Raw genomic sequence first — 13314 nt, forward strand, 5'->3', positions numbered from 1 at the left:
CGCCTGACGATGGATCACCCCCTGCGCGCGCACCTCGCAAACGAACTACATGCGCGGCCGTTTCTCCGGATTGCCGGATCGGTCGCGCTGACGCACTACGCCATCTACGCCGTTGGCGACACGGCAGTCCATCACTCACTCCTCAAGTCATTGTGCGAACTCACCGGTCTGCCTGAACCCGCGCCGCAGGCCACACACTACAACGAACGGTGGGTGCCCTGAACGGCAGTTGAAGTGGGAGCGACATACCGAGTTCTCCACGTTCAGCTTCATTACCCACCGCCACGATGCGGACTACTTCTCGGGGCTCGCGACGGAACACATTCCTTCCGCGTAGTTGCAAACGCTGAGAGGGAAGCGTTTCGTCGCCACTCGCATCGAACTGGTGTCCAGCGAAGAAACCAGTATGGCGGCCGACAACGCGAGTGCGTGGTTCGACGGTTCGTCGATGGTAGGAAGCCAGGTCCTTGGCGGCGCACAGGTGTTCTGCGACTGGACAATACAGGGCCGACGGATTCCTGCGTTTCCTTATCGTCGACAAAGGCTTACGCCAGGTACAAAGTGGTCGCCTTGTGCAGCGTCTTTATGAAATCGAAACCTACCGCATGATGACGTTGCTTGCCTTGCCGGTTGCACGCGAGATGAGCAGGAGTCTGGACGAACTAGAACTATCGCTTGCTTCACTGATGCGGAGCATGGATGAACGGCAGTGCAGACAACATGACGCGGCGCTGCTAGCCCAGCTGACTCATCTGGCGGCGCGCACCGCAATCCTGGCCGACGCGGGATCCCGGTTCAGCGCCGCCCGCGCCTACGAAGACCTCGTGAAAGCTCGCATTCGCGAGTTGTGTGAGGAGCCTATCGAAGGTATGCCCACGATCGCCGAATTCCTCGAGCGCCGCTTCGGCCCGGCCATGGCAACGTGCAAAGCCGTCTGGCTACGGCATGAGCAGATAGCGGCCCGCGTCGCGAGGGCGGTCGACTTGTTGCATACGCGTGTCAGCATAGCTCAGGAGGCGGATACCGCCCGCCTCCTGAGAGGCATGGATCGGACCGCCCGCAACCAGCTAAGGCTTCAGCGTGCCGTCGAGGGCTTGTCTGTTGCGGCCATTTCCTACTATGTTCTGTCGCTGTCCGGAGTCGCACTCAGGTCCGTCCATGCTGCGCACCTCATCGCAGACCCTGATCTCATCGAGGGCCCTGATCCTGCCGGTCATCCTGACGGTGATGTGTATCATGCGGCGCACGAGACGATCCCGAAGCAATCAGGCCTGTGCAACCGAACCGGAACATTAAAGGCACTCGCGGCCGAATACGGGCCGCAAGGTGTGCGCATCAATGCAATTCTCCCGGGCGCGGTCGACACCGAGATGTATCGCGGCATGAATGACACGGCCGAATCGCAGGCATTCGTCACGGCTCAGGTATGCGGCCGCCCTTGCGGTCGATTTCGCCACGCTGCGACGTCTGCGCCACCAGCACCGTAACGGTCGACCCGCCGTCGTAGTCCTCTCGCGCGCTGACCGTGATAATGTAGCCCCGGTGCGCCTGTTGCTCTTCCATGGCCAACTCCAGACAACAAATGAAATGTTATTCAGCGATGCCGGCGAGGTCTTCGATGTCGTTTTCAATACGTCCTCGCGCTTCAACCGCCGCTTCCTCCGTAGTTTTTGCGATCAGTGGGAAAACCAATCCGTTCCCTTTGAATGCGCCGGCGAAATGGACCCATGCCGCGTAAGAACATACGCCGGATTCGAGCCGACAAATATTCAGAACTACATCATAGGTACGCTGCAGTCCCTGTCGACGCGCGTATTGAAATCTGTACACCTCGGTATCAGGCATGACGACCTCTTCCGCACCTTAAGCCTTAAGGGAAGGTGGCTACGTAGCGACGAAGATCTGCGCTCGTCGCTCGGCATAGCGCGGCTGCCTCCGTTCATACGAGGTTACGCCCTTCCGTATAGGTTGCGAAGGCACGGTCAGCGCGCCGCACAATTACGTTGACCGGGCCGCTCGGCAACGGTGCACTGGCGTCACTTGATCGCCGACGGGGGCGATTGGGTTCGTCCGTACCCGGTAGAGTCATGCCCTGAGCAGGTCTGTCAAGCTTTCGTTCGACATCTACGCTCGCTACGACGATTATCCCGCGCCCGCCCGTGAACAACGACGCTGCCCACAGCACGAGGCTGTGGACAGCCGCCTAACGGCGGTTCCCTCGTTGACCACCGTCTCCCCGCGAGCTTCGCCTTCAGCCTGACGCGCCGCTGCGCGGCTTGCCCCAATCAGATAAAAGAGCAGGACCCGGTTTTGACCTAAGTGCTCAGCTTGCCGGCAAGGAGCGAACCGCGTTTTCTGAGCACGTTGAGGTAAACGGTCTCGTTGTACGGCGTGCGGTTCTGCCAGCAGCGATACAGGACGCGAATCCACTTGAACGCGAGGGCTCTCACGGCGACGTGGTGCGAGCTGCCCTTCGCACGCTGCTGCCGGTAGTAGGCACCAGCCCACGATGGCTCTGGTGCAAATAGCGCGGGGGCGAATCGGTTAAGGTGTCAGGCTGAACGAATTGAGAACCGACGATGAGCAAGCTGAAGAGCCTTGACGAACTGTTCGCAGGCCGTCACTTTGACCGCGATGTGATCATTCTGTGTGTTCGCTGGTACCTGCGCTACAAGCTTAGCCTGCGCGATCTGGTCGAGATGATGGCGGAACGGGGTCTGCCGCTGGCGCACACGACGATCCTGCGCTGGGTGCGGCGCTTTGCGCCGGAGTTCGTGAAACGGTGGAACCGCTTTGGCAGGCCCACCGGGCGGTCGTGGCGTGTCGACGAGACTTACCTCAAGCTGCGCGGCAAGTGGGTCTATCTTTATCGAGCGGTGGATCGGGTGGGCCAGACAGTAGACTTCATGCTCAGCGCCAGGCGCGACGTGAAGGCGGCAAAAGCCTTTTTCAGGAAGGCAATCGAACATCAAGGCCAGCCACGGAAGACCATCACGCTTGATGGTTATGCAGCCTCGCACCGCGCCGTGCGCGAGATGAAGGCCGATGGCTTGCTGCCTGAGGACACAAACGTCCGATCCTCGAAATATCTCAATAATCTGGTCGAGCAGGACCACCGCAACATCAAGTCCCGGACGAAAGTCATGCTCGGCTTCAAACGTTTCAGGAACGCAGCGATTACTCTCTCAGGTATTGAGTTGGTCCATCGTATTCGCAAGGGCCAATTCAGCCTCGCGAAGCTCGGCCTCAAAGATACCGCTGCGCCCGCAGTTTGGGAGGCCGTCCTGTCTGCTTGATGAGGTATCCTTTCTATAACAAAAATCTCGTCCAGACCGCCTATTTGCACCAGAGCCGCCGTGCTTTACTGCGAACCGGGTGGCTATTACGAGGCCGATGCGGCTTTTACGAAACCGGTCGTCGCCTGCGTCGTGGGTCGATGGAAGAGCCGGTTGACGCGGGCAGTCGGCCACGCCGGCGCGATGGCCGGCGGCGCCGACGACGCGAAAGCCAAGGAACGCTGGTTCATGGAGAAGTTCGGCGTGGAGGGCCTCTTCACGCCCGACGATCCCTGCTGCTCCGCCAAGGGCGCCGTGGTCACGAACATTGCGCATATCCCGGCGGCCCTGACTGCCGTGATGCGCGCCAACGCGACGATAACCGACTTCGAGCCCGAAGGCAGTCTCGCGCTCAAACCGTGGTTCGGCTCCAACCAGGGCATCAAGCTTCCTTCCGGCCTTGCGATTCCCGTGGTGGAAGCGGTCGCGCCATACAACGAGCAGGTCCTCCAGGTGAATCGCCAGGTCGGTGCGATCGCACCGCGTCAGGCGCTCAAGGACGCATCAGGCGCTTCACAGATGGATGCGAAGACGCAGGTGAGCAGCCTGCACGGAACCTCGATGCTGGAAGCCGCGACGCGCTCGCTCGAAGCGAACGTGAGCCTTGCCCTGCTGCACGAATTCGGTGGCGCGAACGACGAAAATCTCATCGATGTAGCGGTCGCCGCATTCGTGAATCTGCACGGCAAGCCTGAACTCGCGGCGGCGCAGGCAGCACGCGAAGCCGACAACGCCCCGAATGCAATTCTCGCGGCTGCGGCGTCGATCGTCGGGCCGAAACGTCAGCGCGGGGCGCGGGACGCGGCCAAGTGGCTGATCGATCGTTTTGCGGCCGCTGGTCTTGCCGACGCGCTGAATGAAACCTTCGACGTCGCATGCATCGACGCAAGCGGCTGTGAACAGTTCTTCGCCGACTCTCGCGATCCGCTCGCCGAAGCAATGCTCGCGGGACTCGCCGCGCGCGGCGCGAAATCGGCGTTCGTCCGCTGGCTGACGTCGCAGCCCGCTCACCCGACCGGCGACGCGGTGCTGGCCGCGATTACGACGACGCTGGCGCGGGGCCCGCTCATGCGCAAGCGCATCTCGCGCGTGACCGCCGAAAGCCTGCCCTGGTGGACCATGCTGTTCGGGACGCTGATCGGCGCTTCCGCGGATGCATCGCGACACAGTCCAGACGGCTTCTGCGGCTTTGCCACGCAAGAGCTGCTGAACGAACGCAGTCTGACTGAAATCTGCTTTGCCGCGTTGCTCAACCTCAAGCCTGGCCCGGATGACCTGTTCGCCTTCAGGACGCTCGCCGGCCTGCTGCTCACCAACGGCCCGGGAGCCATATCGGCGCAGGGGGCAAAGGGCGCGGTATCGGCCGACGGTCCGGAAAGTCCCGAGCGCGTGCAACTCAACAAGGCGCTCGTCGGCTTTCTTTCGCATACCGGCTATACGCACGGCGGCAACGGTTACGAGGGCATCGCGTTTCTGATCGAAGCCTTCAGGGACAGCGAACTCGCCGATCCCTCCAATGCCGGGCATGGCGTGGATCTGCGATCGCTGGCCGAGCGCTCCGTAGACCGGTACGCGCAATACAAGGCTCGGCAGAAAAATGCCGGCAGCCTCGACATCGCGAAGCTTCCGGGCGTGAATCATCCAGTCTTCAAGGACAGGCCGGTCAACCACGACCCGCGCGAGGTGTTCATGGCGGACCTGTGCGAAAAGCGTGGGGAATACAACGTGTTCCATGCGTTCTATCGCGAGCTCGTGCAGGCGCTGTTCGATGGGGGCGTCTCACGCAACGTCTATTGCGTCAATGTCGATGCCGTGATCGCCGCCCTGCTGCTGAAGATGCTGTGGCAGCCACTGCGGCGCGGAGAATTCGCCGAGTCCGAGCTGGAAACGGCCGCGTTCACGATCTTCCTTTATCCGCGCATGCTCGGCTGCGCGGCGGAAATCGACGATCACCTCAACCGCGGTCGCAACATGGATACGCGCACGCCAGCCTCTCTGTGCCGCTTCGTGGCGTGATCGGATTCCGCGCCGGCTGCGGGGCAAGGCGCTCAGGCAGGCTTCCCGCGTCGATTGATAACCAGTAGAACATCAATCGTTCCGAAGGTTGCACTTATAGTTTCGCGGCGTTCGGGCGAATATTCCAGCCAACAACAATCCGCCGAAGCGGCGCGACTTCAAAATTTCAGGAGACATCTCGAAGCAACCCTCAGCCTCCACCCTGCCCCTCGGGCAATCCAGGAGCTCCGCCGTTCTTCGTGTGACGGCGGAAAATTCCTGGAGCAGTTCGACTTCTTCCTGTTCGGCTTCTATGCGACGCAGATCGCCGGTGTCTTCTTCCCGGCGGGCAGCGAGTTCGCATCGCTGATGATGACCTTTGCGCTCTTCGGTGCCGGCTTTCTGATGCGGCCCCACGGCGCGGTGATTCTCGGCGCCTACATCGACGACGTCGGCCGCCGCAAGGGAGACGGTAGCCCCACTGCCTCTTAACAGCAGGGCCCCCGAAGGTAGGGTCATGCCTGACGAAGTCTGTCAAGCTTTTTTGTTTAACGTCTAAATCTCGGCTACGACGATCATCCCGCGCCCGCCCGTGGACAACGACGCTGCCCACAGCACGAGGCTGTGGACAGCCGCCTGACGGCGGTTCCATCGTTGCCCACCGTCTCCCCGCGAGCTTCGCCTTTGGCCTGACGCGCCGCTGCGCGGCTTGCCCCAATCAGATAAAAGAGCAGGCCACGGTCTTGAACCTAAGCGCCCAGCGTGCCCAAAAGGCGCGAACCTCGTTTCCTGAGCACATTGAGGTACACAGTCTCGTTGTACGGCGGACGCGTTTGCCAGCAGCGATACAGAATGCGTATCCACTTGAACGCGAGGGCCCTCACAGCGATGTGGTGCGAACTACCCTTCATCGCGTCATGAGCGGTCACGTTCATTTCCATCTGCATTCCTGATGATAATGCAGACCTCGACATCTCACCCATCAGTTTCCGCAATCATCCATCCAGTTTCGCGTGTTTGCGGATGTCGCTCACTAACCACCGGCTTGCACCGGACTGAAACGCGCAACCAGTTGCACGTCATAAGTCGCCCCCGCCAGCCATCTGGAACGTAGCAAATTACATGAGGCAACAACCCCGGCCTGGCGACAAATAACCTGAGTCAATGCGCCGAAATTCGGCGATGGCGTTCGACCCGAAGTCGGGCCGCCTGTTGATTGGATCGCGCAACCCTGGCAAGCTGTTCGTCATGGACGCGAATGACGGCTCTGTCATTCAGACTCTCGGCATCGTCAACATCTGCGACGACATGACTTTCGACCCGCAGCATCGCCGCCTGTATGTAACCGGTGCCGAAGGCCTCGATGTCGTCAAACAGGCCGGTCCGGACAATTACGTGATCGAGCAACACGTCGATACCTTCGCCGGCAAGACTTCAATCTATATTCCGTTGCTAAACCGGTTCTATGTCGTTCACACGAAAGGCCCGCAGGCAAAAAAAAGACAGGAAACGCCGGGGCAATTTCTACTGCGCCGGCGCTTTTTGCACCGGCGTGTGTCGGACAAGTCGCGCTCCCGCCTTCAATCAGGTTCTCCCAATCGATCTAATCTGCCTGTGTGAAATCAAAGGATTGTTCGACGACGACCTGGTCGCCGCCATCGACCTTGCATTGATACTGGGCCATCGCGCGTCGCACCGACGCGTCAAAAACCCCCGGTCGCGTCGAGTTCACGATGTCCACCCGGATCACCTTGCCACCCTTGATCGTGGCGCGCGCCGTGACTTCGCCGGAGATTCCTTCGGCTAGCGCACGCGCCGGCATTTCCGGTTTGGCCTGCACAGGACACACGATCGCAATGTCGGCGGGCGCCGCAGCGGCATTTGCGGTGTTGCCCGAACCCACAGTCGAAGGTCCCGCCGCAGTTGGCACAGCTTGCGAAGTAGAAGGCGCATCCTGCGTCGCGACGGGCGCGGCAGCAACCGGTACCGGTGCGACCGGCGGCTTCGCCACGCGCGGTTGCGCCGGCGCGGCGGCCCGTGTAACAGGAGTGCGCTTCGGCACCTCGGATTGCTGTCTCACCACTTTCCTGATGACCGGCGGCGGTGGCGGCGGGGGTGGTGGTTTGGCGGCTTTGACGAACCGCATCTGCATCACAGGCGTTAGGTGTGCCGGCTTTGGCGCTGGCACGTGTATCGACGTCACGCCCGCGATCAACGCGCCCTCGATCGCAAGGGCCGCGAGAATCGCGATGGTCATTGCATTACCGGAGCGTGGTTGCAAGGCCTCGATCGACCATATCGTGGTGCGGGATTTTTCGGACATACTCATGTTCATTCCGCTCGATTCCAGAGGCTATTGAGCATCGGTCGCGAGCGCGACCGAACTGATCCCCGCTGAGCGCACCAGATCCATGGTCTTGATGATCGTTTCGTACTCGACTCCCTTGTCGCCCGCGATCGTGACATTGACCTGCTTCGCGGCCTCCATCTCCTTGAGACGCGCAGTCAACTGCATCGCGGAAATTTCGTTCTGGTCGAGGTGCAATGCTCCGTCCTTCTCCACGCCGACCGTCACGTCGACCGTATTGAGCCGCGCGGCGGTGGACGATTGCGGTAATTCGAGTTTCAGCCCGTTTCCCTGGATCATCTTGAGCATGACCAGCATGAAAAATACGAGCAGGAACATCATGATATCGATCATCGGAATGATCTCGATCCGCGGTTTTTCTTCACTGCCGAAGTAGTGAGCCCGATGGTTTCTCACGGTGTTCTCCTGGAGGTGATGTGGCCGCGGTTCACGCAGCAAGCCGTGTGACGAGCATGGACTTGATCATATCCATCTGCAGAAGAACCATCCGCACGCGCTTGTTCAGATAGTTGAGCGCCACGACGCCTACCAGTGCAATCGTCAGGCCACAGGCAGTGGCGATCAATGCATGCGCAATGCCGCCGGAGACGGCCATCGGGTCACCCGTTCCCGACGAGCCCAGAATGTTGAACGAACCAATCATGCCGATGATGGTGCCCAGCAGACCGAGCAACGGTCCGAGCGTGATAGCGGTATCCAGTACCCAAAGATTGCGGTCGAGCTTCCTCATCTGGAACATGATGCTTTCTTCGACTTCACGCTCGAAGTCCTCGACCGGTCGGCCCTGCAATTCGAGCGCAGCCTTCATCAGCTCGATTTGTACCGATCCCTCGTAATGGTGAACCAGTTTCTTCACATCGTCGGCCCTGGCCCGACCTACATGTTTGAGATCGTATTCAATGTTGCTGCCACTACGCACGGAAGTACTGAAGAAAATCATGCGCTCGATGATGATGGCGAGCGCGGCCAGAAAGATCAGTGCCATCAGAGGCAACAGGCCGAATGACTGGACCGATGAGTCGATAATGTTGCGAAGCATGGTGCTACCTTCCAGGTTGTATCTTGAATCTGCGAGATGCCGGCGATATCGCCGATGCGATACCCCCGGTGGTTCGATTGATGCGATGGCGGTACGTTAGTTCGCGGCCTTCTGTGTCATGCGTTGCGCAACCAGTACGTTGAACGTATCCGGCACGACACTCGCGCGTGGATGCGGATCGTTAGCCGTCGCAGCAGGAGCAGGGCCGAATTTTGACGAGACCAGGTAGACGCGGTGCGCGTCGCCGTCGAGCGCCATCGACTTCGCGCCGACTTCGGTCGGCACGTTCTGCAACACGGTGTAGTGATCCGCGTCGTCTTCGTGCACCACAGTCAGCGTGCCGTCCGCGCCGTTCGAACTGAACGCGGTCTTGAGTACCGGATCGAAGGCTGCGGCATCGGGATGGCCGCCGATCGGCAATTGCGCGACCTGATGCCCGGAACGGGCATCGATCACCATCATCCGTTGGTTGGAGCACACCGTGAAGAGCCGCTCCGACTTTGTATCGATTGCCAGTCCAGACGGCCCTTCACAAGGCGCGATCGGCCAGTGTCTTAGCACCTTGTTCGACTTGCCGTCCATCACAACGATCTCGCTCTTGTCTTCGACGTTGACGAAGACACGGCCATCACTGTCGACCGCGAGCGATTCGGGCTTGCCGCCGACTGCCATCGTCGCGACGACCTTGCGGGTGGCAGGATCGATCGCGCTGACGCTCTGGTCATGGCCATTGCTGACGTAAAGGCGCTTCAGATTGGCTGCATACAGGATGCCGTCCGGGTCCCGGCCACCCGCCTTGATCGTTTCGACGGTGCGCAGCGTGTCGAGGTTGACGACCGTAATCGTGTCGGAGCGGCCGTTGGTAATGAAGCCAAGCTTCTCGTCCTGGACAAATGCGAAGCCATGCACGCCGTCAGTGTTGGCGATCTCGCCGATCAGCTTGCCGGATTGGGTATCGACAACCTGGACGTGGCTGGCACGGCTGATAAACAGATGATGGCGCACCGGGTCATACCCGATGTAGTCCCAGCCGTCGGTGCCACCCAGCGTGTAGTGCTGCGCGATTTCAAACTGGGCGTGATTTCCTGTCGGTACGGCGTGCGCCGTGTCGCACAGTAGCAGCGTTGCGGCGAGCGACGCTGCGGTAATGGCCTGCACAATCGTCTTGAGTTTCATATTGATCCTGTTCTCTGCGGGTTATTCGTTGATCGTCATGCCGACCATCACGGTCGGGCCGTAGAACTCACGCTGGATCGGACGATCCGGCGAGCCTTCATAGAACTTCAGCGGCGTGTTCAGGATGTTGCGCACATTGAGATAGATGCCCACATCCTTTCGGACCTGATAACTGCCGCCGAAGTCGAGCGAGAAGCGCGACGCGGTGTAGACGTCGGTTGCAGCAGAACTGCCCACCGCCCACAGGCTCTTGCCCACATAGGAGGCCGACAGGCGCAGGTCCAACGGACCACGCTCGTAGAACACGCTGGCGTTATACGTATTGCGCGGACCGGATGGCAGCGTGTGGTCGTCGCCCGGGCGAATGTCAAGGTGCGAATTGGTCCAGGTCCAGTTCGCACCTGCGCCCAGGCCGCTCAGGAACCCCGGCAACTGCGTAAAGTGCTGCTCGTAGTTAGCGGTGACACCACGCACACGCGCCGACGCGACATTGGTAAAGCTGACGAGCCTGATTGGGCCCGAATACCCCGGAAGATAAGGCGAGCTGAAGACGGTCGATGACTGGCCCACGACGTAGTCGCTCATCGACTTGTCAAACGCGCCGAGCGAAACGATCCCGCCGTGCGGCAAATACTTCTCTAACTGAAGATCGAAGTTCTGCGAAGTGGTCGGCTTCAGGTTCGGGTTACCGGTGGTCACGGTTCCCGTTCCCGCATCGGCAAGGACCGACGCGCTGCTCTGGGCAAAGCCAGGACGCGCAATCGTGCTCGAATAGATCGCGCGACCCACCAGTGTCGGCGTGAAGTCGTAGCGCAACTGCAAGGAGGGAAACAGGTTGAAGTAGTTGTTCGCCGTCTGGTTTGGCGTGATGTTGCTGCCGTTGATCAGATTGCCGCTGAACGCATCCTGCGTCCACTCACCGCGCAGACCAGCCAGCACGCCCAGGCGGCCCCAGCCGAACTGATACTGGCCATACATGCTGTAGATGTTCTCGTTGATAGCCGAGAACGCGGCGGCGTTCTTCAACGGGTAAGCCGTGACGTTGCCGGCGGCCGCAGCCGCGCCATAGAGGTCGCTCATGACGCCATCGCTGATGGACGGCCCCACGTTGTACATGCCGTTGTAGAAAACGTTTGGAGAGCCGAACACCGCCTGCGACAGCGGGATTCCCGCAGCCGGCGAGTACGAGTAGTTGCTCTGCGAGCTGGCGAACGTCATCCGGCGCAGGCCAGTGCCGAACTTGAACTGTTCGTCGTCGGCACTCGTGAAGTGAGTCGGCAGCGTGTAGTTGACGTTGGCCGACCACTCGTTGGTCTTGACGTACTGCGACGAGTTGACGATCTGGCCCAGCGTGTAGCCGGCGGGATCGGCCGGGTTCGGACCGGACACGATCGATTGCGTCGCGTAGTCCGAGCCAGGGTAATACGTCACCGTGCCCGGGGCGCCATTGTTGAACGTCGAATTCAGGTCGTACGGTTTGTCGTACGTGCCACTGGTGAAGCCGGCGCGATAATCGATCTTGCCTGGGCCGAGCTTGTTTTCTCCGCCTAGCGCAAAGATTTGCGTTCGCAGCGTCTCCTTCTCGTCGCGCAATCCCTTTGCATAGGTCGCCGTATCCGTGAGCGTGCCGTTGGCGTTCTGGACCGGATTGCCGTTGAAGTTGGTCTGAATGTCTTGCCGGTTCACATTCTCCGTATAGCCGAAGTTGTAGTAGCGGAAATACCACTTGTTGTCGGCGTTAGGCTGAAAGTCCAGTTCGCCGCCGTAGCCAAGGCGCTTCCGGTGATAGTTGTAGTAGCGCGGGTCGGTTTGCGCGTACGCCTTGTTCGGTACACCAGCCGCATCGACATACGCGTTTTCTTCGTCGTCGACGCCGCGGTGGTCCTGGTTGTAGGCAAGGGTACCGATGAAGGTGAACGGCGCGTCGGAATATGACGTGATGCCCGAACCGAGACCGGCAATGCCGTGCGCGCCGAAGCGCGCACCCGCAGTCATCCCTACATCCTGAATTGTGCTGCCGCGCAGCGTCTCGACACCCGAGCCGAGCTTCGCGTCCAGGAACGGCTTGCCCGAAGGGGGCAACGTGCGCGGCGAAATGTCGATTGTGCCGCCGAGCGCATCCGCATCCTGTTCAGGCTTGTTGGTGCTGGTTACGACGATCTGCCCGATCATGCCGGCCGGGATCGTATCAAGCGCGACAGCGCGCCCCCCGTTCTGGGCCGAAGCCGGATTGGTAGGCGGCAGGTGGATGCCGCCGAAGGTCGTACTGTTCAGGTTGGTGTCGAGACCTCGAATGTTGACGTATCGGCCCTCACCCGAATCCGTTTCGAGCGAGACGCCCGGCGCGCGAGCAACGGCTTCCGCCGCACTGACGTCCGGTAGTTTCGCGATGTCGGCGGCGGTGAGGATGGTGATCATGTTCGCGGCGCTCTGCTGGGTCGCCCGTGCGACTACGTTCGCATTGCGTTGCGACGTAACCGTCACGCGATCCAGCGACGCAACGGCTGCGTCCACCAGAACGTCCTCGCTCGTCGTGTCGTTCTCGCGCACCACCATGGTCCGTTCGACCGCGGGTGAGCGAACCGGCGTGATGACCAGTGTGTATTGCCCCGCCGGAAGCCGGGTAAAGCGAAAGGAGCCGTCTGACGACGTCGTGGTGCTCGTCCCGGTTTCCCGAATCTGGATTCGCGCGCCAGCAAGCGGACGCTTGTCCGCGCTCGACAGCAGGTGACCTTGCAAAATCGCCGTATCAGCGGCGTAGGCGACGGTCATCGCCACGCTGCTTACCACCCCCACCAACAACCCTGTCATATGCCTGTGCGGCATGCTAATTCTCCGTCAATCGTTGCAGACATCCCGTCCTGGTCACGCGTTCCAGCTGTCCGGCATGTAGAAATTTCGGCATCCTCTACGAAGCCGCGGCACACCGCTGTACCGCAGGAATACCAATGATTTTTTCGCTCGTTCCGTGGATTCATACCGACGTTGTCAGGATCGATATCGGCGGCCGTACCTCCGACTGTCTCGCCTTCGACGCCGGAGACGTTTTACGGATCTACTGTGACGCCAAGGTGTCACCGGGTGCGTTTGTATAAATTGTCATCGTCATATGACGACTATTTCTTACGCTTTTATTTTTCTACTTTTTCACGTATCTACGCACGTTATAAGGTATTTTTCTTTGCTCAACTGACACTGCGTCATGCGCGTTTTTGTAATTTCCATATTATTATGTCGTCGCTTGACGACAACGCTGGTGACGACGTGTGTGCAACGGGCGCTCACGGGGATCCACTGTGGACAAGCACTGATCCGGCGCGCCTGTCGAAGCGACGCAGCCGCCACACTGCGCTGCCTGAAGATGACAAGTCGGTAATCTTCGCGTAACGGACATGACACTG

Annotated in this window: 11 protein-coding genes and 5 pseudogenes; 8 read left to right on the top strand and 8 right to left on the bottom strand. The window is 60.2% G+C overall.

The window, feature by feature from the left end; translation table 11 throughout:
• Positions 1 to 9: 9 nt before the first annotated feature.
• Together OKW28_RS18625 and OKW28_RS18630 are read left to right on the top strand one after the other, a co-directional pair.
• Positions 10 to 1296: pseudogene (locus OKW28_RS18625) on the top strand (DUF3422 family protein).
• 32 nt (positions 1297 to 1328) lie between these two features.
• A complete protein-coding gene (locus OKW28_RS18630; RefSeq protein ID WP_429447905.1) occupies positions 1329 to 1487 on the top strand; it encodes a hypothetical protein in 159 nt (52 codons plus the stop codon).
• Positions 1488 to 1590: 103 nt separating this feature from the next.
• On the opposite strand, the gene OKW28_RS18635 is transcribed toward OKW28_RS18630, so the two are convergent.
• Both OKW28_RS18635 and OKW28_RS18640 read right to left on the bottom strand, forming a co-directional pair.
• Positions 1591 to 1845, bottom strand: coding sequence for a hypothetical protein (locus tag OKW28_RS18635; RefSeq protein ID WP_429447458.1), 255 nt, complete (start codon positions 1843 to 1845; stop codon positions 1591 to 1593).
• Between the two features lie 470 nt (positions 1846 to 2315).
• Positions 2316 to 2507 (bottom strand): annotated as a pseudogene (locus tag OKW28_RS18640) (IS110 family transposase); the annotation flags it as partial.
• Positions 2508 to 2579: 72 nt separating this feature from the next.
• On the opposite strand from OKW28_RS18640, the gene OKW28_RS18645 reads away from it, so the two are divergent.
• The 3 genes and pseudogenes from OKW28_RS18645 to OKW28_RS18655 form a co-directional block, all read left to right on the top strand.
• Positions 2580 to 3296, top strand: a complete 717-nt coding sequence (locus tag OKW28_RS18645; RefSeq protein WP_429447907.1) for an IS6 family transposase — start codon at positions 2580 to 2582, stop codon at positions 3294 to 3296.
• Positions 3297 to 3344: 48 nt separating this feature from the next.
• A pseudogene (locus tag OKW28_RS18650) lies at positions 3345 to 5351 on the top strand (CoA-binding protein); the annotation flags it as partial.
• Positions 5352 to 5526: 175 nt separating this feature from the next.
• Positions 5527 to 5798 (top strand): annotated as a pseudogene (locus tag OKW28_RS18655) (citrate-proton symporter); the annotation flags it as partial.
• A 281-nt stretch (positions 5799 to 6079) separates the two neighbouring features.
• Here the strand turns inward: OKW28_RS18655 and OKW28_RS18660 are convergent.
• Positions 6080 to 6238: pseudogene (locus tag OKW28_RS18660) on the bottom strand (IS110 family transposase); the annotation flags it as partial.
• A gap of 274 nt (positions 6239 to 6512) precedes the next feature.
• Here OKW28_RS18660 and OKW28_RS18665 point away from each other — a divergent pair.
• Positions 6513 to 6950, top strand: a complete 438-nt coding sequence (locus OKW28_RS18665; RefSeq protein WP_429447909.1) for a YncE family protein — start codon at positions 6513 to 6515, stop codon at positions 6948 to 6950.
• On the opposite strand, the gene OKW28_RS18670 is transcribed toward OKW28_RS18665, so the two are convergent.
• On the bottom strand, positions 6934 to 7170 hold the full coding sequence (locus OKW28_RS18670; protein ID WP_429447911.1) for an energy transducer TonB: 237 nt from the start codon (positions 7168 to 7170) through the stop codon (positions 6934 to 6936). The genes OKW28_RS18665 and OKW28_RS18670 overlap by 17 nt on opposite strands.
• A 16-nt stretch (positions 7171 to 7186) precedes the next feature.
• Here OKW28_RS18670 and OKW28_RS18675 point away from each other — a divergent pair, with 16 nt between their 5' ends.
• Positions 7187 to 7690 (top strand): hypothetical protein, encoded by a 504-nt coding sequence (locus tag OKW28_RS18675; RefSeq protein ID WP_429447913.1) that lies wholly within the window; start codon positions 7187 to 7189, stop codon positions 7688 to 7690.
• On the opposite strand, the gene OKW28_RS18680 is transcribed toward OKW28_RS18675, so the two are convergent.
• From OKW28_RS18680 to OKW28_RS18695, 4 genes are all read right to left on the bottom strand, one after another.
• A complete protein-coding gene (locus OKW28_RS18680) occupies positions 7684 to 8094 on the bottom strand; it encodes an ExbD/TolR family protein (protein WP_429447915.1) in 411 nt (136 codons plus the stop codon). The genes OKW28_RS18675 and OKW28_RS18680 overlap by 7 nt on opposite strands.
• 31 nt (positions 8095 to 8125) lie before the next feature.
• Positions 8126 to 8737, bottom strand: a complete 612-nt coding sequence (locus OKW28_RS18685; protein WP_429447917.1) for a MotA/TolQ/ExbB proton channel family protein — start codon at positions 8735 to 8737, stop codon at positions 8126 to 8128.
• A gap of 96 nt (positions 8738 to 8833) precedes the next feature.
• Entirely contained in the window at positions 8834 to 9913 is a 1080-nt protein-coding gene (locus tag OKW28_RS18690) for a YncE family protein (protein WP_429447919.1), read from the bottom strand.
• A gap of 21 nt (positions 9914 to 9934) precedes the next feature.
• On the bottom strand, positions 9935 to 12685 hold the full coding sequence (locus OKW28_RS18695) for a TonB-dependent receptor (protein ID WP_429447921.1): 2751 nt from the start codon (positions 12683 to 12685) through the stop codon (positions 9935 to 9937).
• Positions 12686 to 12994: 309 nt separating this feature from the next.
• Between OKW28_RS18695 and OKW28_RS18700 the strand changes: the two genes are divergently transcribed.
• Complete coding sequence (locus OKW28_RS18700; RefSeq protein ID WP_429447923.1) at positions 12995 to 13300, top strand: hypothetical protein; 306 nt, start codon at positions 12995 to 12997, stop codon at positions 13298 to 13300.
• Positions 13301 to 13314 lie beyond the last annotated feature (14 nt).

Origin of the sequence: Paraburkholderia sp. 40 (assembly GCF_050434105.1) — a bacterium.
Lineage (GTDB): Bacteria > Pseudomonadota > Gammaproteobacteria > Burkholderiales > Burkholderiaceae > Paraburkholderia > Paraburkholderia tuberum.